The sequence below is a fragment of the Pseudochelatococcus sp. genome (genome assembly GCF_050946405.1).
Taxonomy (GTDB): Bacteria; Pseudomonadota; Alphaproteobacteria; order Rhizobiales; family Beijerinckiaceae; genus Pseudochelatococcus.
In genome coordinates this window covers 165,203-185,740 of the sequence record NZ_JBMNUS010000002.1, presented here as the reverse complement: position 1 = coordinate 185,740, position 20,538 = coordinate 165,203, and the positions used below count along the sequence as shown (strand labels likewise).

At 64.4% G+C, this 20,538-nt stretch carries 23 protein-coding genes; 2 read left to right on the top strand and 21 right to left on the bottom strand.

The genetic code is table 11. The features are described 5' to 3' along the window. Positions 1-220: 220 nt before the first annotated feature. Positions 221-1,291, top strand: a complete 1,071-nt coding sequence (locus ACOYJQ_RS04395; protein WP_433456713.1) for a YncE family protein — start codon at positions 221-223, stop codon at positions 1,289-1,291. Between the two features lie 100 nt (positions 1,292-1,391). Here the strand turns inward: ACOYJQ_RS04395 and ACOYJQ_RS04390 are convergent, their stop codons facing one another. The 5 genes from ACOYJQ_RS04390 to ACOYJQ_RS04370 form a co-directional block, all read right to left on the bottom strand. Next, entirely contained in the window at positions 1,392-1,895 is a 504-nt protein-coding gene (locus ACOYJQ_RS04390; protein WP_433456712.1) for a hypothetical protein, read from the bottom strand. Positions 1,896-1,987: 92 nt separating this feature from the next. Next, positions 1,988-2,770 carry an amino acid ABC transporter ATP-binding protein gene (locus tag ACOYJQ_RS04385; RefSeq protein WP_433456710.1) on the bottom strand — a complete coding sequence of 261 codons (783 nt, stop codon included), beginning with the start codon at positions 2,768-2,770 and terminating at the stop codon, positions 1,988-1,990. Then, positions 2,767-3,942, bottom strand: a complete 1,176-nt coding sequence (locus ACOYJQ_RS04380; protein WP_433456709.1) for an amino acid ABC transporter permease — start codon at positions 3,940-3,942, stop codon at positions 2,767-2,769. The genes ACOYJQ_RS04385 and ACOYJQ_RS04380 overlap by 4 nt, the downstream gene beginning before the upstream one ends. 9 nt (positions 3,943-3,951) lie before the next feature. Next, on the bottom strand, positions 3,952-5,175 hold the full coding sequence (locus tag ACOYJQ_RS04375) for an amino acid ABC transporter permease (protein ID WP_433456707.1): 1,224 nt from the start codon (positions 5,173-5,175) through the stop codon (positions 3,952-3,954). Between the two features lie 186 nt (positions 5,176-5,361). Next, a complete protein-coding gene (locus tag ACOYJQ_RS04370) occupies positions 5,362-6,381 on the bottom strand; it encodes an amino acid ABC transporter substrate-binding protein (protein WP_433456705.1) in 1,020 nt (339 codons plus the stop codon). Between the two features lie 364 nt (positions 6,382-6,745). Between ACOYJQ_RS04370 and metC the strand changes: the two genes are divergently transcribed. Continuing rightward, the gene (metC, locus tag ACOYJQ_RS04365; protein ID WP_433456704.1) at positions 6,746-7,942 is read left to right on the top strand and encodes a cystathionine beta-lyase; all 1,197 of its coding nucleotides are present in this window, start codon (positions 6,746-6,748) and stop codon (positions 7,940-7,942) included. Positions 7,943-8,231: 289 nt separating this feature from the next. Here metC and ACOYJQ_RS04360 read toward each other — a convergent pair whose 3' ends face one another. From ACOYJQ_RS04360 to rpsH, 16 genes are all read right to left on the bottom strand, one after another. Beyond that, complete coding sequence (locus tag ACOYJQ_RS04360; protein ID WP_433456702.1) at positions 8,232-9,548, bottom strand: RluA family pseudouridine synthase; 1,317 nt, start codon at positions 9,546-9,548, stop codon at positions 8,232-8,234. After that, positions 9,545-9,928, bottom strand: a complete 384-nt coding sequence (crcB, locus tag ACOYJQ_RS04355) for a fluoride efflux transporter CrcB (protein ID WP_433457179.1) — start codon at positions 9,926-9,928, stop codon at positions 9,545-9,547. Before crcB ends, ACOYJQ_RS04360 begins: the two co-directional genes overlap by 4 nt. Further along, positions 9,928-11,241, bottom strand: a complete 1,314-nt coding sequence (locus ACOYJQ_RS04350; RefSeq protein ID WP_433456700.1) for a replication-associated recombination protein A — start codon at positions 11,239-11,241, stop codon at positions 9,928-9,930. Before ACOYJQ_RS04350 ends, crcB begins: the two co-directional genes overlap by 1 nt. A gap of 26 nt (positions 11,242-11,267) precedes the next feature. Next, positions 11,268-12,671: a Do family serine endopeptidase gene (locus ACOYJQ_RS04345; protein WP_433456699.1), complete on the bottom strand. Its 1,404-nt coding sequence runs from the start codon at positions 12,669-12,671 to the stop codon at positions 11,268-11,270. A 330-nt stretch (positions 12,672-13,001) separates the two neighbouring features. Beyond that, the gene (gene rplQ, locus ACOYJQ_RS04340; RefSeq protein ID WP_433456698.1) at positions 13,002-13,415 is read right to left on the bottom strand and encodes a 50S ribosomal protein L17; all 414 of its coding nucleotides are present in this window, start codon (positions 13,413-13,415) and stop codon (positions 13,002-13,004) included. Between the two features lie 130 nt (positions 13,416-13,545). Further along, on the bottom strand, positions 13,546-14,562 hold the full coding sequence (locus tag ACOYJQ_RS04335) for a DNA-directed RNA polymerase subunit alpha (protein ID WP_433456696.1): 1,017 nt from the start codon (positions 14,560-14,562) through the stop codon (positions 13,546-13,548). A gap of 118 nt (positions 14,563-14,680) precedes the next feature. Next, complete coding sequence (gene rpsK / locus ACOYJQ_RS04330; RefSeq protein WP_433456694.1) at positions 14,681-15,070, bottom strand: 30S ribosomal protein S11; 390 nt, start codon at positions 15,068-15,070, stop codon at positions 14,681-14,683. Between the two features lie 124 nt (positions 15,071-15,194). After that, on the bottom strand, positions 15,195-15,563 hold the full coding sequence (rpsM, locus tag ACOYJQ_RS04325; RefSeq protein ID WP_433456693.1) for a 30S ribosomal protein S13: 369 nt from the start codon (positions 15,561-15,563) through the stop codon (positions 15,195-15,197). A 148-nt stretch (positions 15,564-15,711) separates the two neighbouring features. Then, positions 15,712-16,308 carry an adenylate kinase gene (locus ACOYJQ_RS04320; RefSeq protein WP_433456692.1) on the bottom strand — a complete coding sequence of 199 codons (597 nt, stop codon included), beginning with the start codon at positions 16,306-16,308 and terminating at the stop codon, positions 15,712-15,714. Continuing rightward, positions 16,305-17,642, bottom strand: a complete 1,338-nt coding sequence (secY, locus tag ACOYJQ_RS04315) for a preprotein translocase subunit SecY (protein WP_433456691.1) — start codon at positions 17,640-17,642, stop codon at positions 16,305-16,307. Before secY ends, ACOYJQ_RS04320 begins: the two co-directional genes overlap by 4 nt. A gap of 113 nt (positions 17,643-17,755) precedes the next feature. Further along, complete coding sequence (gene rplO / locus ACOYJQ_RS04310) at positions 17,756-18,250, bottom strand: 50S ribosomal protein L15 (protein WP_433456690.1); 495 nt, start codon at positions 18,248-18,250, stop codon at positions 17,756-17,758. 10 nt (positions 18,251-18,260) lie between these two features. Beyond that, positions 18,261-18,494, bottom strand: coding sequence for a 50S ribosomal protein L30 (rpmD, locus tag ACOYJQ_RS04305; RefSeq protein ID WP_433456689.1), 234 nt, complete (start codon positions 18,492-18,494; stop codon positions 18,261-18,263). An 11-nt stretch (positions 18,495-18,505) separates the two neighbouring features. Further along, positions 18,506-19,075 (bottom strand): 30S ribosomal protein S5, encoded by a 570-nt coding sequence (rpsE, locus tag ACOYJQ_RS04300; RefSeq protein ID WP_433456688.1) that lies wholly within the window; start codon positions 19,073-19,075, stop codon positions 18,506-18,508. Positions 19,076-19,161: 86 nt separating this feature from the next. Next, a complete protein-coding gene (gene rplR / locus ACOYJQ_RS04295; RefSeq protein ID WP_433456687.1) occupies positions 19,162-19,524 on the bottom strand; it encodes a 50S ribosomal protein L18 in 363 nt (120 codons plus the stop codon). A gap of 12 nt (positions 19,525-19,536) precedes the next feature. Next, entirely contained in the window at positions 19,537-20,070 is a 534-nt protein-coding gene (rplF, locus tag ACOYJQ_RS04290) for a 50S ribosomal protein L6 (RefSeq protein ID WP_433456686.1), read from the bottom strand. A gap of 60 nt (positions 20,071-20,130) precedes the next feature. Next, positions 20,131-20,529: a 30S ribosomal protein S8 gene (gene rpsH / locus ACOYJQ_RS04285; protein WP_433456685.1), complete on the bottom strand. Its 399-nt coding sequence runs from the start codon at positions 20,527-20,529 to the stop codon at positions 20,131-20,133. Positions 20,530-20,538: the final 9 nt, after the last annotated feature.

Sequence of the window (20,538 nt, the reverse complement as noted above, 5' to 3'; positions counted from 1 at the left end):
CCGTGCGGGCACGGAAACTTAGAAGTAATATAAGTAAAATATAATATAATCACTTTGTAAATCGGCATGAGCCTGTATAGTTTCGCCGTTCGGGCGTCGACGGGCGGTTTATCCGGCCGCCGTCGGCTTGTTTTGCATTGCATCAAGCCCCGATCATCGTTTATGCGGCGGAATCGCGCCGCCCGTCCCTGCTGTTTCATCAACCTACGGGAGACCCCGCATGGTCGCATTCAACACTCTCCTTGCAGGCGCCGTGATCCGTCGCAGCCGCGCCGTTTCGTTCGCCGCCCTCGCGCTCGTGCTGGCCGCGCCCGCCTTCGCCGACCCTGTCGTCAGGAAGACGGAAAAGGTCGGCGTCGGCCTTTACCAGTCGTTCATCGACAACAACGGCGCGCTCAACGTCTCTCACACGGGCGCCCAGCGCGCCGCGCCCGACGGCAAGATCCTGGTGCTGGATCCCGAGACGCTGGCCGTGAAATCCGAGATCGTCACCAGGGATTCCGCCGCGCTCGGCCTCGCGTTCAACGCCCGGACCAACACGGTCTTCACCACCGACACGCGCCATTCCAACGCCTCCGTCGTCGATCTCGCGGAGGGCAAGATCGTCGCGACGTTCACCCATGGCGAGAAGGCGCATCCCTACAATGTCGTGGTCGATGAGGCCGCCAACCGCGCCTATATCTCCGTCACCGGCGGCCCGGAAGACGAGAAGAGCGCCGTCTGGGTGGTCGACGGCGAGACGAGGAAGATCAACCGCGTCATCGAGAACCTCGGCGGCCGCGCCGCCGGCATCGCGCTTGATGCGGCCAACAACCAGCTTTTCCTCACCCGCCTCGTGACGCACGACATCGCCGTCGTCGATCTGGCGAAGAACGCCATCGCGCGCACCTTCAAGACCGGCGGCGAAGGGCCGATCCGCGCTGTCCTCGATGCGAAAGGCAACCGGCTGTTCGTCGCCAATCAGGTGTCGGGCACGCTCACGGTCCTCAACCCGCAGACGGGCGAACTCGTCAAGTCGGTCGAGACCGGCAAGGGCGCCATCGCGCTGGCCTACAACCCCGCCAACGACCAGATCTATGTCGGCAATCGCGGCACCGGCACGGTGACGATCGTCAGCGGCAAGGACTATGCCGTCATCGCCGATCTCAAGACCGGCAGCCATCCCAACCACATTACCGTCGATCCGAAGACGAACCTCGTCTACGTGGTCAACAAGGCGAAGCGCGCCGACCGCGGCCAGCCGGAAATCGTGGACCCGGAAGGCGACACGGTCAGCATCATCGCCCCCTGAGGCTGGCAACGCATCAAAGACACAGCGCCCGGCGAACCGGGCGCTTTTTTCGTGCGGGCGCTCTTTTCGTGAAAGCCTGTCGTCGTCCGACCGGTCCGTCTCAGGCGAAGGTCGGCCGGGTGCGGCTGCGGCGCCAGATGCTGATCAGGATCGCCAGCGTCACCACGGCCTCCGTCAGGAACCAGGGACCGGCGAGCCGGTCGAAACCGGAAGCCGACAGCTCCGTCGTGAAGAAACCCGCCAGCGCCGCGCCGCAGGGGCAATGCCCCTCGAACGTCGCGAAGATGAGCAGCCGCGACGCCCAGATCGCCTGCACGACCATCAATCCGCCAAGTCCGTAGAGCAGCCGGGGCGGAATGTGAAAGACATTGGCCTGCGCCAGCGCGATCCATCCCACGATGAAGAACGGTGACGACAGGAAGGCGGCGATGCTCAGCACCTCCGTCCAGCACAGGTTGCACGAGGTGATGAGAGGCCCGAGCAACGCCACGCCGGCCCCGGCCAGCAGCGCCACGCCCGCCACATAGACGCCCTGCCGGCCGAGCACCCAGGACAGCGCCACAGCGCCGACCAGAGACAGGACGATCACGGAAATCAGGAACATGCCACCGCTCCGCCATGATGAAAGCACGTCGCCGCAAGGCAACGCCGCGGGACCGCCGCTTCTCTTCTGCTTGCCATCGGCGAAGCGCCGAATCAATGCAATATCTGGCCCAGGAACAGCTTTGTGCGCTCGTGTTGCGGATTGGAAAAGAATTCAGCCGGCGTATTCATCTCCACGATCTGCCCCTGATCCATGAAGATCACCCGGTCCGCCACCTGCCGGGCGAAACCCATTTCATGGGTGACGACGAGCATGGTCATGCCTTCCTCGGCGAGGCTCACCATGGTGTCGAGCACTTCCTTCACCATTTCCGGGTCCAGCGCGGAAGTCGGCTCGTCGAACAGCATGATCTTGGGATTCATGCACAGGGAGCGGGCGATAGCCACGCGCTGCTGCTGACCGCCGGAGAGCTGGCCGGGATACTTGTGCGCCTGTTCGGGAATCTTCACCCGCTCCAGATAGCGCATGGCCGTCTCCTCGGCCTGCTTTTTCGGAATCTTGCGCACCCAGATCGGCGCGAGCGTGCAGTTTTCCATGATGGTGAGATGCGGAAACAGGTTGAAGTGCTGGAACACCATGCCGACCTCGCGGCGCACCTCGTCGATGCGCTTGATGTTGTTGGTCAGCTCGACGCCCCCGACGATGATGCGCCCTTTCTGGTATTCCTCCAGCCGGTTGATGCAGCGGATGAGGGTCGACTTGCCCGAGCCGGACGGACCGCAAATGACGATGCGCTCGCCCCGCGCGACATCGAGATTGACGTCGCGCAGCACATGAAACTCGCCATACCATTTATGGACGTCGATCATGCGGATCTCGGGTTCTCCCGCGAGTTCGCGGGCGGACTGTCCGGCTTGCGGCGCAACACTGGTCATCTATCGGTCTCCTGTCGTTTCCGGCCGGTCGCCAGCCGTCTTTCCATCGCTATAGAATAACGGGACATACCGAAGCAGCATATGAAATAAAAGATGGCGGCGAAGGCGTAGCCGGTGGCCGCCGTCACCGGCGTGGACCATTTGGGATCGGCGAGCGACACCTCGATCGTGCGCATCAGATCGAAGATGCCGACGATCGACACCAGCGAGGTATCCTTGAACAGACCGATGAACGTGTTGACGATACCCGGAATGACGATGCGCAGCGCCTGCGGCAGCACGACGAGCCGCGTCGTCTGCCAGTAGTTGAGGCCGAGCGAGGCCGCGCCCTCGAACTGCCCCTTCGGAACGGCCTGCAAGCCGCCGCGCACCACCTCCGCCATGTAGGCGGAAGCGAACAGCGCCACGCCCACCAGCGGACGCAGCAGCTTGTCCGGCGACATGTTGCCCGGCAGGAACAGCGGCAGCATGGTGTTGGCCATGATCAGCACCGTGATCAGCGGCACGCCGCGCCAGAACTCGATGAACGTTACCGAGACGAGCCGCACGAACGGCAGGCGCGAGCGGCGGCCGAGCGCCAGCAGCACGCCGAAAGGCAGCGACACCACGATGCCGGCGAAGGCGACCACGAGCGTCACCACCACGCCGCCCCACAGCGTCGTCGGCACGCGCGGCAGCCCGATCGCCGGCCAGCCGTGAAGCAGCACGAAAGTGACGACCGGGAACACGCCGAAGAAATAGACCGCTCCCAGGCCCTTGCGCGGCAACCGCGTCGACAGCAGCCACACGATGCCGATCGCGCACAGCACGAACACCAGATTGACGCGCCACAGCTCCCCGTCGGTATAGGAGCCGTAGACGAAATAGCGCAGCCGCGCGCCGACGAACGCCCAGCAGGCGCCGACCTCTCGCCCCGCCGCGGCGACACACGCCTGGCGGTCCTCGCCCGTCCACACGGCGTCAAGCAGCAGGAAGCGGACCGCCGGCGGCACGACGAGATAAAGGAGGTAGCCCCCGAGCAGCGTCAGCGCCACGTTGAGCGGCGAGGAAAACAGGTTGGCGCGCAGCCACGCCAGCGGACCGTGCGCGAGAACCGGCGGCGTCGACGCCGGCACGAACGCGGTGCGCAGGAATGCTCCGGGCGCGGAAGAACCGTTTGAGGATGTCGTCATCGCCGCTCCCTATCTTTCGATGATCGCCACGCGGCGGTTATAGATGTTCATGGCCAGCGAGGTCAGCAGGCTCAGCAGCAGGTAGACCAGCATGGTGATCACGACGCATTCGATCGCCTGCCCCGTCTGGTTCAGTACCGTGCCCATGAACACCTGCACGAGATCGGGATAGCCGATGGCCACCGCCAGCGAGGAATTCTTGGTCAGGTTCAGCAACTGGCTGGTGAGCGGCGGCACGATCACCCGCATCGCCTGCGGAATGATCACGAGCCGCTGCGTGACGCCCGGACGCAGGCCGAGCGAATAGGCGGCCTCCGTCTGCCCGCGCGATACCGAAAGGATGCCGGCCCGCACGATTTCCGCGATGAAGGAAGCCGTGTAGATACTGAGCCCCAGCAGCAAGGCGACGAATTCGGGATAGACCTGCAATCCGCCCACGATGTTGAAGCCGCGCAGCTCCGGCACGTTGAACGTCACCGGCTGGCCCGCGGCGAGCCAGCCCGCCGCCATGAAGCCGGCGAGAAGAGCAAGAGACACGAGCCCCGCCGGATGCTGCCGCCCGGTCGCGTCCTGATCCCGCCGCGCCCAACGCCGGTAGAGCAGGATGGCGGCGCAGGCCAGAATCGCCGCGATGAACAGATAGTCGCTGCCCGGCCCGAACACGGGATCGGGCACGAACAGGCCGCGGTTGTTGAGGAAGACCGCATCGCCCATCGTCACCGACTGGCGCGGCGCGGGCAAGGCCCGCAAGACGGCGTTGTACCAGACGTAGAGTTGCAGCAGCAGGGGAATGTTGCGGAAGAACTCGACGTAGCTCGTCGCGATGACCGAGATGATCCGGTTGCCCGACAGCCGCGCGACGCCGACGATGAAGCCCAGCACCGTCGCCAGCACGATGCCCATGCCCGCCACCAGCAACGTGTTGAGCAGCCCCACCCAGAACGCATCCCCGTAGGTCGAATAGGTCGAGCTGTAGGCGATCAGCTTCTGGTTGATGTCGAAGCCGGCCGGCGCATTCCAGAAATCGAAGCCGGACACGATGCCGAGCCGGCGCATGTTCGCGATGGCGTTGACCGACGCTTCATAAAGGATGAACCCCACGGCGACCGCGAGCGCGAGCTGATAGGCCGCTCCGCGCACTGCGGGATTGTAGAGCCACGAGCCCCCCGCATCGTCGCGGCCGGGAGGGCGCCCCGATCCGCTTGGCGTGTTGCCGGGCGCCTGTCCTGCCATCGATGAATCCCCCCGAACACATGGTGCAATGACGCCGCCCCCACGCGCGGCCGGCACACGGGGCCGGGAACGCATGGCGCAGAGAGAGCGACGCACGTTGTTGAGAGCGCCGGGCCGCGGGATGCCGCCGCTCCGCGCCCTGCGATGCAGGAAGAAGGAGCGGCGTCCCCGGCCGAGGCGGCGCCGTCAGCGGACAGGCGGAGCGTAGAGAATGCCGCCGTCGTTCCACAGCCTGTTCAGGCCGCGCTCGATCTTCAGGAGGCTGTCTTCGCCGAGATTTGCCTTGAAGATCTCGCCGTAATTGCCGACATGGCGGATAATGCGCACCGCCCAGTCGGCGGGAAGCCCGATGCTCTCGCCGAAATTGCCTTCAAGGCCCAGCAGGCGGCGCACTTCCGGGTTTTCGGACTTGAGCTGCTCGTCGACATTGGCCTTCGTCACGCCAAGTTCCTCGGCGTTGATGATGACGTTCACCGTCCACTGCACGAGGTCGAACCACTGATCGTCGCCATGGCGGACGACGGGCGCGAAAGGCTCCTTCGAGATGATGTCGGGCAGGATGACGTGATCGTCGGGCGCGGTGAGGCGCAGGCGCTCGGCGTAAAGCGCGGAAGCGTCCGTGGTGAAGGCGTCGCAACGCCCTGAATCATAGGCCTTCACCGCCTCGACGGCGGAGGCATACGTGACGGGCTCGTACTTGATGTTGTTGGAGCGGAAGAAATCCGCCAGATTGAGTTCCGTCGTCGTGCCCTGCTGCACGCAGACGGACGCGCCCTCGAGTTCCTTGGCCGATTTCAGCCCGAGCGAGCTGCGGACGATGAAGCCCTGACCGTCATAATAGTTCACCGGGCCGAGATTGAGGCCCAGTTGCGTATCGCGCGACATGGTCCAGGTGGTATTGCGAATCAGGACGTCCACTTCGCCGGACTGCACGGCCGTGAACCGGTCCTTGGCCGTCAGGGGCTCCAGCCGCACCTTCGCGGGATCGTCGAAAATCGCGGCGGCGATGGCGCGGCAGAACGCCACGTCGAACCCGCTCCATTGCCCCTTGTCATCCGTCACGGCAAAACCGGCAAGGCCGGGATTGGACCCGCAACGCAATTCGCCGCGCTGCTTCACCCTGTCGAGCGTCGCAGCGGAGGCCGACGACACGCCGCCGCCGATCGTACAGACCGCAACAAAAGCAGCCAGGATACGCGTCTTCATGTAACTTCCCCTCTTCCCGCCGAGTATTTGAGGCAGCTATTCACCGCTCGCCCGAGCACCGCCAAGTTCAGAAATCGAACTACACGGCCACGGCAAAGGTATGAACCGCCTTTTCGGACATATCGATTTTGCCAGATAACTTTGTCACCCGGTTTCGCGGCAATCGCCGCTTCAGTTATACATACGATGCATATCACAGTCGAATTTTCCCTCCCGGTCAAGGAAAGATTGCATGCATGTCCAGGCCGGCGCCAATTCCCACGCTGCGAGGGAAAATACCGAAGGACGACATGCACTTGCAACCGGACGCGCCGCGCGCCACACTGGTCGTCCGCTCGCAAACAACCCGGGATTCTCCTGTCCAATGCCTAAACTTTCAGCCGATGACATCGCCAACCTGCATGAGGGCACACGGCTCGCCGTCGCGGGGCGGCATCCCGACGAAGCCTTCGGTTTCGTCAATCCGCCCGTCTACCGCGGTTCGACGGTGCTACATCCCACGACGCGCGATCTCCTAGACCATACCAACCGCTACGCCTACGGCCGGCGCGGCTCTCCTACCTCGACGGCGCTGCGCGAGGCGGTCGGCGCGATCGAAGGCGGGGCGGGCGTCGTGCTATGTCCCTCCGGCCTCAACGCCGTGTCGACGGCGCTCTTGTCCTGCCTTTCGGCCGGGGACCACCTGCTGGTCACGGATTCCGCCTACGATCCGATCCGGGCCTTCTGCGACAATACGTTGACGCGCTTCGGCATCGAGGTGAGCTATTATGATCCGCTCGCGGGCGCGGACATCGCGCGTCTCTTCCGGCCCAACACGCGGGCGGTGTTCACCGAATCGCCCGGCTCGCTCACCTTCGAGATCCAGGATATCCCCGCCATCGCCGAGGCCGCCCACGCGCGCGACATCGCGGTGCTGCTCGACAACACCTGGGCGACGCCGCTCTATTTCCCCGCCCATGCGCGCGGGGCCGATATCTCGATCTGGTCCGGCACCAAATATCTCTCCGGCCATTCGGACGTGATGTTCGGCACGGTTTCGGCCAATGCGCGCTACTGGCGCGCCCTGCAAAAAGCGCATGGCTATCTGGGTCTCTACGTGAGCCCCGACGACGTGTATCTTGCGCTGCGGGGCTTGCGCACGCTGGGCATCCGCCTTGAGGCGCATCAGAAATCGGCGCTGGAAATCGCGCGCTGGCTGGAAACGCGCCCCGAGGTGTCGCGCGTGCTTCATCCCGCGCTTGAAAGCCATCCCGGTCATGCCCTGTGGAAACGCGACTTCCTCGGGGCAAGCGGCCTGTTCTCGATCATCCTCAAGCCGATGCCGCAAAAAGCCGTGGAAGCTTTTCTCGATCACCTGTCCTTTTTCGGCATCGGCTATTCTTGGGGCGGCTTCGAGAGCCTCGCCATTCCCTTCAACGCCGCCCCGGATCGCACCGCGACCAAGTGGCAACCGGAAGGCCCGGCCATCCGCCTGCAAATCGGCCTCGAAGACGTGCGCGACCTGCGCCGCGATCTGGAACAGGGCCTCGCGCGCCTCAACGCCGCGGCGGCGGAAGCCTAGAGCGGCGTGCATTCAAGTGGAATCGTCACGCCGCTCTAAATTCTATATTTTACCGCAACTTGCATTCAATTCGATGGATCGATTTGAACGCAAACTGCTCTAAAGCGTTTTCAAGCAAAGCGGATACCGCTTTGCGTGAAGAAAACGCGCCAGATAAATAAGGTAAAGCGTTTTGGAGTTTCAACAAAAAACCGAAATGCTTCAACCCTCGCGACCCATGGCCGATGAGCGTGATTCATCGGCCGTTTGAAGCCCGTTCGGCATCGGTCGAAGACCGGGGCCGATGGCATCATTCGTCGGGCGCCTCGACGATCGGGTCGAAGCGTGCGGCGTCGAAACCCAGCAGGTTCCACGACTGTTGCATGTGCGGCGGCAGCGGCGCGGTGATATCGATGGGCCTGCCGGTGCGCGGATGGGGAATGACGATGCGCCGCGCCAGAAGATGCAGCTTCTTCTGGATGCCGCCCGGCAATTCCCAGTTCTCGACGTTGAAATACTTCGGATCGCCGACGATGGGATGCCCGATGTGCGCCGTGTGTGCGCGCAACTGGTGCGTGCGTCCCGTCACAGGCTTCAGCGACAGCCAGGCGAGCTTCTGCGCCACGTTGTCCACCAGCGCATAATAGGTGACGGCGTGGCTCGCGCCGTCGTCGCCATGCTGGGCGACCGCCATGCGCGCATCGCCGTCGGCCGCCTCCTCGCGAGCGAGAAAAGTCGAGATGCGTCCCTGCTTCACGCGCGGCACGCCCGCCACCAGCGCCCAATAGACCTTGCGCGCCGAGCGGGAACGGAAGCTCTTCGCCAGCGCGGTGGCCGCGAAGCGCGTCTTGGCGATGACGAGGCATCCCGCCGTATCCTTGTCGAGACGATGCACGAGGCGCGGCTTCTGCCCGTCGGCATCACGCATCGCCTCCAGCATGCCGTCGACATGGCGCGTGGTGCCGGAGCCGCCCTGCACCGCAAGCCCCATCGGCTTGTTGAGCACCAGCACGTCCTTGTCTTCATAGAGCGTGACGGACTTGAGGAAGGCCAGATCGTCGCCGCCATGTCTCATGCTGCGGGGCGCGGGCGCACGCTCCTCGATCTTCAGCGGCGGCACCCGCACCGCCTGCCCGGCGAGCAGCCGGTCGTTGGGCTTCACCCGCTTGCCGTCGACGCGCAATTCGCCCTTGCGCACGATCCGCTGGATATGCGTGAAAGGCAATTGCGGAAAACGGGCGGTCAGAAAACGGTCAAGCCGCATATCGGCTTCGTCGGCGGTCACGGTCAGCGTTTGCACGCCGGTGGCGAGCGCCGCCGTGGCCTCGGCCTTCTGCTCCGCTTTCGCCGGGATGGCGGCGACGCCCCTGACCGGCCGGGCGCTTCCGGATGACTTGCCGCCTCCGAGCGACTTGCCGCCTCCGAGTGATTTGCCGCCTCCGAGTGATTTGCCGCCCAAGGAAGATTTGCCCTCGGAGGACGATTTTCCGCCCGCAAAAGGTTTGCCGCTTGCGAGAGACTTGCTGCTTGCAAAAGGCTTGGCCGGACGCGCCGTCCGCGCCGGACGGCCGGGATCCGCGCCGGTTGCCGGCTTGCCCGGCCTGCTATTTCCGCGAAACACGCTCATGAAAAGCTCCGCACCATAACGAGCCCGATCATGAGCCCCGCCAACCCCAGTATAACCGACCCGATGCAGTAAAGCGCCGCCGCCAGCACGTCGCCGCGCTCCCACAGCGTTATCGCCTCGAGCGAAAACGACGAAAAGGTCGTGTAGCCGCCAAGAACGCCCGTCAGCAGGAACAGGCGCGCGATCTGCCAGCGTTCCGCATCCGGACGTTCCAGAAACAGGCCGGCAAGCGCGCCCATGACGAACGAGCCGGAAACGTTGATGAACAACGTTCCCCACGGAAAGGCGTCCCTGAACCAGCGGGCCGCGACGACGCCGACCTGCCAGCGCAGCGCGCCGCCGATACCGGCCCCGACGAATACCGCGATCAGACGCGTCATCATTCCTCGCCCTGCCGCTCGGCGCGCAGCTTCTCCCACCAGCTCAACCGCTTGCGGATCTCGCGCTCGAATCCGCGCTCGACAGGCCGGTAGAACTTCTTGCGGCCGATGGCCTCCGGCCAATAATCCTGTCCCGAGAACGCATCCGGCTGATCGTGGTCATAGGCGTAGCCCGCGCCGTAGCCTTCCGACTGCATGAATCGCGTCGGCGCATTCAATATCACCTTGGGCGGCATCGGGGAACCGCCCTCCTTCGCCACCTTGCGGGCCTTCTTGTAGGCCAGATAGGCGGCGTTGGACTTTGGTGCCGTCGCCAGATAGATGATGGCTTGCGCCAGCGCCAGCTCCCCTTCCGGCGAGCCCAGAAAATCATAGGCGTCCTTGGCCGCGTTGGCGACGACGAGCGCCTGCGGGTCGGCGAGACCGATGTCCTCCACCGCCATGCGCACCATGCGCCGCGCGAGAAAGAGCGGATCTTCCCCCGCATCCAGCATCCGCGCCAGATAGTAAAGCGCCGCATCGGGATCGGAACCGCGCACGGTCTTGTGCAGGGCCGAGATCAGGTTGTAGTGCCCGTCCTGCGACTTGTCGTAGATCGGCGCGCGCCGCTGCACCACCTCCTGCAACTGTTCGGCCGTGAACACCTCGCCCTCGCCCGCCGCGCGCCAGATTTCCTCGGCCAGCATCAGGGCGGCGCGTCCGTCGCCGTCGGCCATGCGCAGCAGCGACAGGCGCGCTTGCGCATCGAGCGGCAGGGAGCGCCCTTCCACCTTCTCCGCCCGCGTGAGCAGCGCGCCGATCGCGTCCTCGTCGAGCGCGTGAAACGTCATCACCCGCGCCCGCGACAGCAGCGCGGCATTCAATGCGAAGGACGGGTTTTCGGTGGTCGCGCCCACCAGCGTGATGGTGCCATCCTCCATCACCGGCAGAAAAGCGTCGAGCTGGGCGCGGTTGAAGCGATGGATTTCGTCGACGAACAGCAGCGTACCCTGCCCGGTCTCCCGCCGCGCGCGCGCCGCCTCGAACGCCTTCTTGAGATCGCCCACGCCGGAGAAAATCGCCGACATGGGCACGAAGACAAGATCCGTCGCACCGGCGAGAAGCCGCGCCACCGTCGTCTTGCCGGTGCCCGGCGGTCCCCAGAAAATCAGGCTGCCGATGGAGCCGGAACGCAGCAGGCGCGTCAACGCCCCGTCGGGCCCGGTCAGATGCTCCTGCCCCACCACATCCGCAAGAGAGGTCGGGCGCAGCCTGTCCGCAAGCGGGCGGGGCGCGCCGTGGTCGACACCGGCATGGGAAAAGAGGTTGGACATGATCGATCAACAACTCGCGGCCGCAATCATCCCTGCAATTCGGTTTGCAGGATGCGCCCCTGCCGGTTGACGACGATGCGCCAGATGCGCGGCCGGCTGCGCCATGCCGTTTCAAAATCGCGGGTACCGGTGATCTCGCGCCCGTTCACGCTCACCAGGATATCGCCCTTCTGAAAGCCGTATTGCACGGATGCGCCGGGATCGAGAAACACGACGCCCTTGTCCGTGTGCGACACACCGAGTTCCTCCGCCACCGCCGGCGAGAGGTTCACGAGCGTCGCGCCGGCAAAGGGCGACAACGGCCGTGCGCCCGCCGTCACCGGATCGCGGGCCGGATGCTCGGGCGCGGCCGCAAGAGCGATCTTCACGGTAAGCTGTCTGCCGTCGCGCAGCACGCCGAGCGCCACCTCGCCCGACAACGGCCGCGCCGAAAAATGATAGCCGAACCCGTCCGGGTCATCGACGCCACGGCCGGCGACGGCGGTGATCACATCGCCGGGCTTCAGGCCCGCGCGCGCGGCCGGCCCCCCGGGCGAGACCGAAGCGACGAGCGCGCCGGCCGGGCGCTCCAGCCCCAGCCCCTCGGCGATCTCGGGACTCACGGCCTGCAACCGCGCGCCAAGCCACGGGCGGCGCACGATGCCGCCGCCGCCGCGCGCCGAATCCGCCACCAGCCGCGCCATGGCCGCCGGCACCGCGAAACCGATGCCGTGATTGCCGCCGGAGCGTGAGAAAATAGCCGTGTTGATACCGACCACCTCGCCCTTGAGATCGACGAGCGGCCCGCCCGAATTGCCGGGGTTGATGGCCGCATCCGTCTGGATGAAAGACTGGAAATCACTGATGCCGACCTGCGTGCGCGCCACCGCCGACACGATGCCCTGCGTCACCGTCTGCCCGACCCCGAACGGATTCCCGAGCGCGATGACGAAATCGCCCACCTCGAGGCTGTCCGAATCGCCGAGGCGGGCGGCGGGAAACGGCCCCTCGCCTGCAATGCGCAACACGGCGAGATCGCTGCGTTCGTCGGAAAGCACGACCGTGGCCGGGAACTCGCGCCGATCATGAAGCGAGACCTTCACCTCCGTCATGTTCGCGACGACATGGTGATTGGTGATGACAAGACCCGCCGCATCCACGATCACGCCCGATCCCAGCGAGCGCTGCACCCGCTCGCGCGGCACGCCGAAGCCGCCGTCCCCGAAGAAGCGCCGAAAGAACGGATCGTCCAGAAACGGATGCGCCTGCCGCTGCTCGACCCGCGTTCCGTAAACGTTGACAACGGACGGCGCGATGCCCCGCACCACCGGCGCGAGCGACAACAGCACGTCCTGCCGCGCACCGGGCACGACGCGCTCCTGCGCGCCCGCCATGCCGACACCGGACACGGCAAGCGCAAGCCCGAACGCAATCGCCAGAGTTTTCTTCATCCCTCGCCGTCTCCCAACACGCCCACAGGAGAATGGCCGTCTGCCATATAAAACGGGATGCGATCCGGTTGACGCGCCATCCCGCTCTCGATTTCATATTTTACCGCAACTTGCGTTCAATTCGATGGATCGACTTGAACGCAAACTGCTCCAATGCCTTAAAGCGAAGCCGATATGGCTTCGCCCGCAGAAAATGCTTCAACCGGAACCGATCCGGCGCGGAAAATATGGGGCCCGCCACGCTCCGTTGCAAATGCAAACGCGTGACGGCGGATATGAAAAAGGGCAGCACGAAGCCGCCCTTCCCTCCTTCAGCCGGCGAACGCCCGCTTATGCCTCGGTGTCGCCGCCCTGAACCGGGCCGGAATCCTGGCCCTTGGCATCGACATCGCGATCGACGAACTCGATCACACCGATCGGCGCGTTGTCGCCGTAACGGAAGCCGGCCTTGAGCACGCGCGTATAGCCGCCGTTCCGCTCCTTGTAGCGCGGGCCGAGCACGTCGAAAAGCTTGCGCACGATCTCGGGATCGCGAAGCTGGGCGATCGCCTGACGGCGCGCATGCAGATCGCCGCGCTTGCCGAGCGTCACGAGCTTCTCGACGATGGGACGCAGGTCCTTCGCCTTGGGCAGCGTGGTGATGATCTGCTCATGCTTGATCAGCGCGGCGGCAAGATTCGCGAACATCGCCTTGCGATGGGCGACGGTGCGGTTGAAACGGCGATGGGCAAAACCGTGACGCATGGCTCACTCCTTCTTTGCGCGACCGCCGTGCCACGGTACGGCCGCGTCGTTCTGATTTTTGGCGGGTACAAATGAAAAACGGCGCCGGGAAACAACGCCCCGCGCCGCCGTCCGGGACGCAACATGCGCCTCAGTAATGCTCCTCGAAGCGCTTGGCGAGCTCCTCGATGTTATCCGGCGGCCAGCCGGACACTTCCATGCCCAGATGCAGGCCCATGGAGGCGAGCACTTCCTTGATCTCGTTGAGCGACTTGCGGCCGAAGTTCGGCGTGCGCAGCATCTCGGCCTCGGTCTTCTGAATGAGGTCGCCGATGTACACGATGTTGTCGTTCTTGAGGCAATTGGCCGAACGAACGGAAAGTTCGAGTTCGTCCACCTTCTTGAGCAGCGCCGGGTTGAACGGAAGCTGCGGCGTCGAAACGGCGGCTTCCTCGCGGCGCGGTTCCTCGAAGTTGACGAACACCGCAAGCTGATCCTGCAAAATGCGCGCGGCATAGGCCACCGCATCGTCAGGCGCGATCGAGCCGTTGGTCTCCACGGTCAGCGTGAGCTTGTCGTAATCGAGAATCTGGCCTTCGCGCGTGTTCTCGACGCGATAGGAGACTTTCTTGACCGGGCTGTAGAGGCTGTCGACGGCGATAAGGCCGATCGGCGCATCCTCGGGCCGGTTGCGCTCGGCGGGGACATAGCCCTTGCCCGTATTGACGGTGAACTCGATGCGGATTTCCGCGCCGTCGTCGAGCGTCAGCAGCACCAGTTCCGGGTTGAGAATCTGGATATCACCCACCGTCGCGATGTCGCCGGCCGTCACCGCGCCGGGGCCCTGCTTGCGCAGCGTGATGCGCTTCGGCCCTTCGCTCTGCATCTTGATGGCGATGGCCTTGATGTTGAGGATGATATCCGTGACATCTTCACGCACGCCGGGAATCGACGAAAATTCATGCAGAACGCCGTCGATCTGCACCGCCTGCACAGCGGCGCCCTGCAACGACGACAACAACACGCGGCGAAGGGCATTCCCGAGCGTCAGGCCGAATCCGCGCTCGAGCGGCTCGGCGACCACGGTCGCGATACGACGCGGATCGTCGCCGGGGGCCACCTGCAACTTGCTGGGCTTGATGAGTTCCTGCCAGTTTTTCTGGATCACGACCGCACCTCTCGCAGTGCTCGACCGCGGCTGCGGACCTGATGAAAGAGCCCCGCCTGCGGACTGGAAGACCGCGCAGCAACTGCCCTGCGCGGCCGGAACAAAAGATGCAACGGCATCAAACGCGACGACGCTTGCGCGGACGGCACCCGTTATGCGGAATCGGCGTCACGTCGCGGATCGACGTCACGGTGAATCCGGCCGCCTGCAAGGCGCGCAGGGCGGATTCGCGCCCGGAGCCGGGGCCGGTCACTTCGACCTCGACGGTGCGCATGCCGTGGTCGGCGGCCTTGCGGGCTGCATCTTCCGCCGCCACCTGAGCCGCATACGGCGTGGACTTGCGGGAGCCCTTGAACCCCATCGAACCGGCGGACGACCACGAAATCGTGTTGCCCTGGGCGTCGGTGATGGTGATAAGCGTGTTGTTGAACGACGCGTTGACATGGGCAACGCCGGAAGCGATGTTCTTGCGTTCGCGGCGGCGGATACGGGTTGCTTCTTTTGCCATTCTCTTCCAGATCCTTCAGGCGCGCCCGTAATGCCAGGCGCTCGGGACAACTATTCAGAAACAAAACGAGCCGCCGCGGCGCTGGGCCACGGCGACGAGAGGGGCGGCGCAAGCCACCCGCGAATCACTTCTTCTTGCCGGCAATCGGCTTCGCCTTGCCCTTGCGGGTGCGGGCGTTGGTGTGCGTGCGCTGGCCACGAACCGGCAGACTGCGGCGATGACGCAGACCACGATAGCAACCGAGGTCCATCAGCCGCTTGATGTTCATCGACACTTCGCGCCGGAGATCGCCTTCCACCACGTAATCGCGGTCGATCGTCTCGCGGATCTGGAGAACCTCGGCGTCGCTGAGTTCATTCACGCGACGCTCGGGCGCGATATTCACCTTCTCGATGATTTCCTGCGCCTTCTTGGGCCCGATACCGTGGATATACTGCAATGCGATAACCACACGCTTGCCGGTCGGGATATTGACACCTGCTATACGAGCCACGCTCAACTCCATCTGAAGCCCGAAAGGGCTGATATGAGACACGCGTCCGGTGGAGCCCGGCCCATGCGCGTCTGGCGGTCAAACGGCGGCGGCCGCTACCCGGCCGCCAACATCTGATTCAAGTGAAGGCAGATCGTCTATCCGCTTTCTATGCGTTCGTCAAGAGGGGAGCGAGCGCCTTTTCGATATCGCCAGCCACCTGCTCGACCGGCTGCTGCCCGTCGATCTGCACGAGAAGTCCGCGCTCCTTATAGTACGGCGCGACGATGGCCGTGTCCCGCACATAGGCGGCGAGGCGGGTCTTGAACACCTCGGGATCGTCGTCCTTGCGCACTTCCTCGCCGCGCGCCTTGGCCTCGGCGGCGCGATTGATGATTCGGTCGACGAGCTTTTCCTGATCGACCACGAGTTCGAGCGCCAGATCGACCCTCTGCCCCTTCGCCGACAGCGCGGCGTCGAGCGCCTCGGCCTGCGCGACAGTGCGCGGAAACCCGTCCAGGATGAAGCCGTTGCGCGCATCCGGCTCCTCGATACGATCGACGATGATGCCGACCACGATTTCATCCGAAACGAGCTGCCCGGCTTCCATCACCGCCTTGGCCTTGAGGCCGACCGGGGTGCCCGCCGCAACCGCGGCGCGCAGCATATCGCCCGTGGACAACTGCGGAATGCCGTACTTTTCAACCAGACGCTTGGCCTGCGTTCCCTTACCCGCGCCGGGCGGCCCCAGGAAAATCAGTCTCATCTTCTTCTCGCCCCCTTCAACTTAGACTTCTTGACCAGCCCTTCGTACTGGTGGGCCATGAGATGACCATGCACCTGCGCGACGGTGTCCATCGTCACGCTGACGACGATCAGCAGTGACGTGCCCCCAAAATAGAACGGAAGAGATGCGTAGGAAATCAGCACTTCCGGTAATAGACAGATCAGCGCGATATACGCCGCGCCCACGACAGTGATGCGCGTGAGCACATAATCGATGTACTCGGCCGTGCGCTCGCCGGGACGGATGCCGGGAATGAAGCCGCCGTGCTTCTTGAGATTATCGGCGGTTTCGGCCGGATTGAAAACGATCGCCGTATAGAAAAACGCGAAAAACACGATGAGGGCGACGTAGAGCACCATATAGGCGGGCCGGCCGTGGGCCAGATAGGACGCCAGCGTGCCCAGCACGCCCGTGTCGCCGCCCGCCTGCGAGAAGCTCGCGATGGTCGTCGGCAGCAGCAGCAGCGAGGATGCGAAGATCGGCGGAATCACGCCTGCCGTGTTGAGCTTGAGCGGCAGGAACGATGTCTGCCCCTCGTAAAGCCGGTTGCCGACCTGGCGCTTGGGGTAGTTGATCAGCAGGCGCCGCTGGGCGCGTTCCATGAACACGATGAACGCGATGACGGCGATCGCCATCACGATCACGCCGAGAATGATGCCCGTCGACAAGGCCCCTTGCCGCCCGAGTTCGAGCGTGCCGCCGATGGCGCTCGGCAGCTCCGCCACGATGCCGGCGAAAATGATCAGGGACGTGCCGTTGCCGATGCCCCGCGAGGTAATCTGTTCGCCGAGCCACATCAGGAACATCGTGCCGCCGACGAGGGTGATCACCGTCGAGATACGGAAGAAGAGCCCCGGATCGAGCACGAGGCCGCCGGAACTCTCAAGACCGAAAGCGATGCCCCATGCCTGAAACAGGGCGAGCACGACCGTCAGATAGCGCGTGTACTGATTGATGATCTTGCGGCCGGCCTCGCCTTCCTTCTTCAGTGCCTCCAGCGAGGGAAGCACGCTGGTCAGCAACTGGATGATGATCGAGGCCGAGATATACGGCATGATATTGAGCGCGAAGATCGCCATACGGCCGACCGCGCCGCCCGAAAACATGTTGAACAGGCCGAGCACGCCGCCCTGCGTCTGCTGGAAGATGTCGGTCAGCGCCTGCGGATTGATTCCCGGCAAGGGAATGTACGTGCCGAGACGATAGACGATGAGCGCCCCGAGCGTGAACCAGATGCGCTTCTTGAGTTCCTCGGCCTTCGTGAAGGCACCGAAATTGAGATTTGCCGCAAGCTGTTCAGCTGCCGATGCCATGGCTGTCAAATCCTCGGGTACAATATCCGCACAGGCCCATCACACGACAATGGCGACAGCCGAAGATCGCTCTCCGTGTCGCCACCGCCACGCTCTCACATATAGGCGCGATTCTACGCGTCCGCCACCTCGGAAGGCGCGCTGTCGGCGGCTAAAATCGTGACCGAGCCGCCAGCCTTCTCGATCGCGGCGAGCGCCGGCTTCGATGCCCCGGCAACCGCGAACGATACCTTGGCCTTCAACTCGCCCTGCCCCAGGATCCGCACGCCGTCGCGCAGCTTGCTGACGATCCCGGCCTCGAGCAGCACCTCGTTGGTGATGACCTGCGCCGCATCCAGCTTGCCGGCCTCGATGGCGTCCTGAATCCGGCCGACATTCACTTCGTTGAAGTGCAGCGCGAAGATGTTGTTGAAGCCGCGCTTCGGCAGACGCCGATGGATGGGCATCTGCCCACCTTCGAAGCCCTTGATCGCAACGCCGGAACGGGACTTCTGGCCCTTGACGCCGCGTCCGCCGGTCTTGCCCTTGCCGGAGCCGATGCCCCGACCGACACGCGTGCGTTCCTTCGCCGCGCCGGGATTGTCGGAAATTTCGTTAAGCTTGACCATTGCGCCCTCCTCACTTCCCGCCCTGGGAAGGGTTGCCGTTTTCGGAAGCGTCCGAAACGACGCGCACGAGGTGCTTGACCTTGGCGATCATACCGCGCACTGCCGGAGTGTCTTCCAGCTCGGAACGACGGCGGATCTTGTTCAGCCCGAGGCCGATCAGCGTCTGGCGCTGGTCGGCGGGGCGGCGGATCGGGCTGCCCGTCTGCTCGACGATCAGCGTCTTGCCGGATTTCTCATTCGTCATGATCCACCCCCTTACGCGTCGGCGTTGAGCACTTCGCCCTCGACCGCGTCACGACGACGCGACTGAAGGGTCGAGACCTTGAGACCGCGGCGAGCGGCGACGGCGCGTGGGCTGTCCTCGCGCTTGAGGGCGTCGAAGGTCGCGCGGACGAGGTTATAGGGATTGGATGAGCCGATGGACTTGGCCACCACGTCGGCGACACCCAGCGTCTCGAACACGGCGCGCATCGGGCCGCCGGCGATGATGCCGGTGCCGGGCGGTGCGGCCCGCAGGATCACGCGGCCCGCGCCCCAGCGGCCGGCGACATCGTGATGCAGCGTGCGGCCTTCCTTGAGCGGCACACGGACCAAAGCGCGCTTCGCGGATTCGGTCGCCTTGCGGATCGCTTCCGGCACTTCGCGGGCCTTGCCGTGACCGAAGCCGACGCGTCCCTTCTGATCGCCGATGACGACGAGCGCGGCGAAGCCGAAGCGGCGACCGCCTTTCACCACCTTGGCGACACGATTGATGTGGACGAGCTTGTCCGTGAATTCGCTGTCGCGCTCTTCACGGTCCCGCTGCTGTTGACGTTCTCTTGCCATAACAGTCTCACTGACGCGGGGCGGCGGTCCCCGCTCGCATGTTCAAAACAATCCGCCGACGACTTCCATACGACCCGAGGGGCCGATCAGAAGTCGAGACCGCCTTCACGCGCCGCATCCGCGAGCGCCTTGATGCGACCGTGATAGATGAACGCGCCGCGATCGAACACCACCTGGGTGACGCCCGCCGCAATCGCGCGCTCGGCAATGAGCTTGCCGACGACCTTCGCCGCTTCGATATCGGCGCCGGTCTTGAGCTTCTCGCGCAGATCCTTTTCGAGCGTCGACGCGTGGGCCAGCGTGCGGCCATGCGCGTCGTCGATGATCTGCGCGTAGATCTGCTTGGAGGTACGGTGAACCGACAGGCGCGTCCTACCGTTCGCCGCCGCACGGAGCGCGCGACGGACTCGCGCCTTGCGGCGATCCGTGGAACTGATATATCCAGCCATCGCTGCGCTTCCTTACTTCTTCTTGCCTTCCTTGCGGAAGATGAACTCGTTGGCGTATTTCACACCCTTGCCCTTGTAGGGCTCGGGGCGGCGATACTCGCGGATCTCCGCCGCCGTCTGGCCGACAACCTGAGCGTCGATGCCGCTGATGACGATTTCAGTCGGCTTGGGCGTCACGATCGCGATACCGGCCGGGATCGGGAAATCGACGTCATGGCTGAACCCGAGCGACAGCTTCAGGATCTTGCCCTGCACGGCCGCCTTGTAGCCGACGCCGTTGATCTCGAGCTTCTTCTCGAAGCCCTGCGTCACGCCCTGCACCAGATTCGCGACCTGCGACCGCGACATCCCCCACAGCGAACGCGCCTTCTTCGAATCGTCGCGCGGGTCGACCTTGATCGCCCCGTCCTTCAGTTCGACGTGAACCTCATCGGGAACGACGAAGGACAGCTCGCCCTTCGCGCCCTTCACCTTGACAGCCTGACCGCTCACGGTTGCCGTCACACCCGCCGGAACAGTCACCGGCTTCTTACCAATACGAGACATAATGGCCTCCCGTGGCTCCCACTGACAATGCCTGACAAATAATCCGAAACCCGAAGGGCATCAGAACACCTGGCAGAGCACCTCGCCTCCCACGTTGGCCTCACGTGCCGCATGGTCAGCCATGACCCCCTTCGGCGTCGAGAGAATAACGATGCCGAGACCATCGGCGACGCGGGGAAGCTTGTCGACCGACGCATAGACGCGGCGGCCGGGCTTCGAGACGCGCTGGATGGAGCGGATGACGGGCTCGCCGTCGAAATACTTCAGTTCCACCTCGAACTCGGTACGGCCGTTGCCGTACTCCGTCGACGTGAAGCCGCGAATGTAACCTTCGGCCTGGAGGACCTCAAGCACGCGCGCCCGGAGCTTGGAGCCGGGCGTGCTCACCTTGCCGCGCCGACGCAGCTGTGCATTGCGGATGCGGGTGAGCAGATCGCCAACCGGATCGTTGATCGCCATTCCAACCGC

What these genes read in the sequence shown, in the direction of transcription:
- ACOYJQ_RS04395 (WP_433456713.1), top strand. Translation starts at nt 221, where the DNA reads ATGGTCGCATTCAACACTCTCCTTGCAGGCGCCGTGATCCGTCGCAGC.
- ACOYJQ_RS04390 (WP_433456712.1), bottom strand. Translation starts at nt 1,895, where the DNA reads ATGTTCCTGATTTCCGTGATCGTCCTGTCTCTGGTCGGCGCTGTGGCG.
- ACOYJQ_RS04385 (WP_433456710.1), bottom strand. Translation starts at nt 2,770, where the DNA reads ATGACCAGTGTTGCGCCGCAAGCCGGACAGTCCGCCCGCGAACTCGCG.
- ACOYJQ_RS04380 (WP_433456709.1), bottom strand. Translation starts at nt 3,942, where the DNA reads ATGACGACATCCTCAAACGGTTCTTCCGCGCCCGGAGCATTCCTGCGC.
- ACOYJQ_RS04375 (WP_433456707.1), bottom strand. Translation starts at nt 5,175, where the DNA reads ATGGCAGGACAGGCGCCCGGCAACACGCCAAGCGGATCGGGGCGCCCT.
- ACOYJQ_RS04370 (WP_433456705.1), bottom strand. Translation starts at nt 6,381, where the DNA reads ATGAAGACGCGTATCCTGGCTGCTTTTGTTGCGGTCTGTACGATCGGC.
- metC (WP_433456704.1), top strand. Translation starts at nt 6,746, where the DNA reads ATGCCTAAACTTTCAGCCGATGACATCGCCAACCTGCATGAGGGCACA.
- ACOYJQ_RS04360 (WP_433456702.1), bottom strand. Translation starts at nt 9,548, where the DNA reads ATGAGCGTGTTTCGCGGAAATAGCAGGCCGGGCAAGCCGGCAACCGGC.
- crcB (WP_433457179.1), bottom strand. Translation starts at nt 9,928, where the DNA reads ATGACGCGTCTGATCGCGGTATTCGTCGGGGCCGGTATCGGCGGCGCG.
- ACOYJQ_RS04350 (WP_433456700.1), bottom strand. Translation starts at nt 11,241, where the DNA reads ATGTCCAACCTCTTTTCCCATGCCGGTGTCGACCACGGCGCGCCCCGC.
- ACOYJQ_RS04345 (WP_433456699.1), bottom strand. Translation starts at nt 12,671, where the DNA reads ATGAAGAAAACTCTGGCGATTGCGTTCGGGCTTGCGCTTGCCGTGTCC.
- rplQ (WP_433456698.1), bottom strand. Translation starts at nt 13,415, where the DNA reads ATGCGTCACGGTTTTGCCCATCGCCGTTTCAACCGCACCGTCGCCCAT.
- rpsK (WP_433456694.1), bottom strand. Translation starts at nt 15,070, where the DNA reads ATGGCAAAAGAAGCAACCCGTATCCGCCGCCGCGAACGCAAGAACATC.
- ACOYJQ_RS04320 (WP_433456692.1), bottom strand. Translation starts at nt 16,308, where the DNA reads ATGAGACTGATTTTCCTGGGGCCGCCCGGCGCGGGTAAGGGAACGCAG.
- secY (WP_433456691.1), bottom strand. Translation starts at nt 17,642, where the DNA reads ATGGCATCGGCAGCTGAACAGCTTGCGGCAAATCTCAATTTCGGTGCC.
- rplO (WP_433456690.1), bottom strand. Translation starts at nt 18,250, where the DNA reads ATGGTCAAGCTTAACGAAATTTCCGACAATCCCGGCGCGGCGAAGGAA.
- rpmD (WP_433456689.1), bottom strand. Translation starts at nt 18,494, where the DNA reads ATGACGAATGAGAAATCCGGCAAGACGCTGATCGTCGAGCAGACGGGC.
- rpsE (WP_433456688.1), bottom strand. Translation starts at nt 19,075, where the DNA reads ATGGCAAGAGAACGTCAACAGCAGCGGGACCGTGAAGAGCGCGACAGC.
- rplR (WP_433456687.1), bottom strand. Translation starts at nt 19,524, where the DNA reads ATGGCTGGATATATCAGTTCCACGGATCGCCGCAAGGCGCGAGTCCGT.
- rplF (WP_433456686.1), bottom strand. Translation starts at nt 20,070, where the DNA reads ATGTCTCGTATTGGTAAGAAGCCGGTGACTGTTCCGGCGGGTGTGACG.
- rpsH (WP_433456685.1), bottom strand. Translation starts at nt 20,529, where the DNA reads ATGGCGATCAACGATCCGGTTGGCGATCTGCTCACCCGCATCCGCAAT.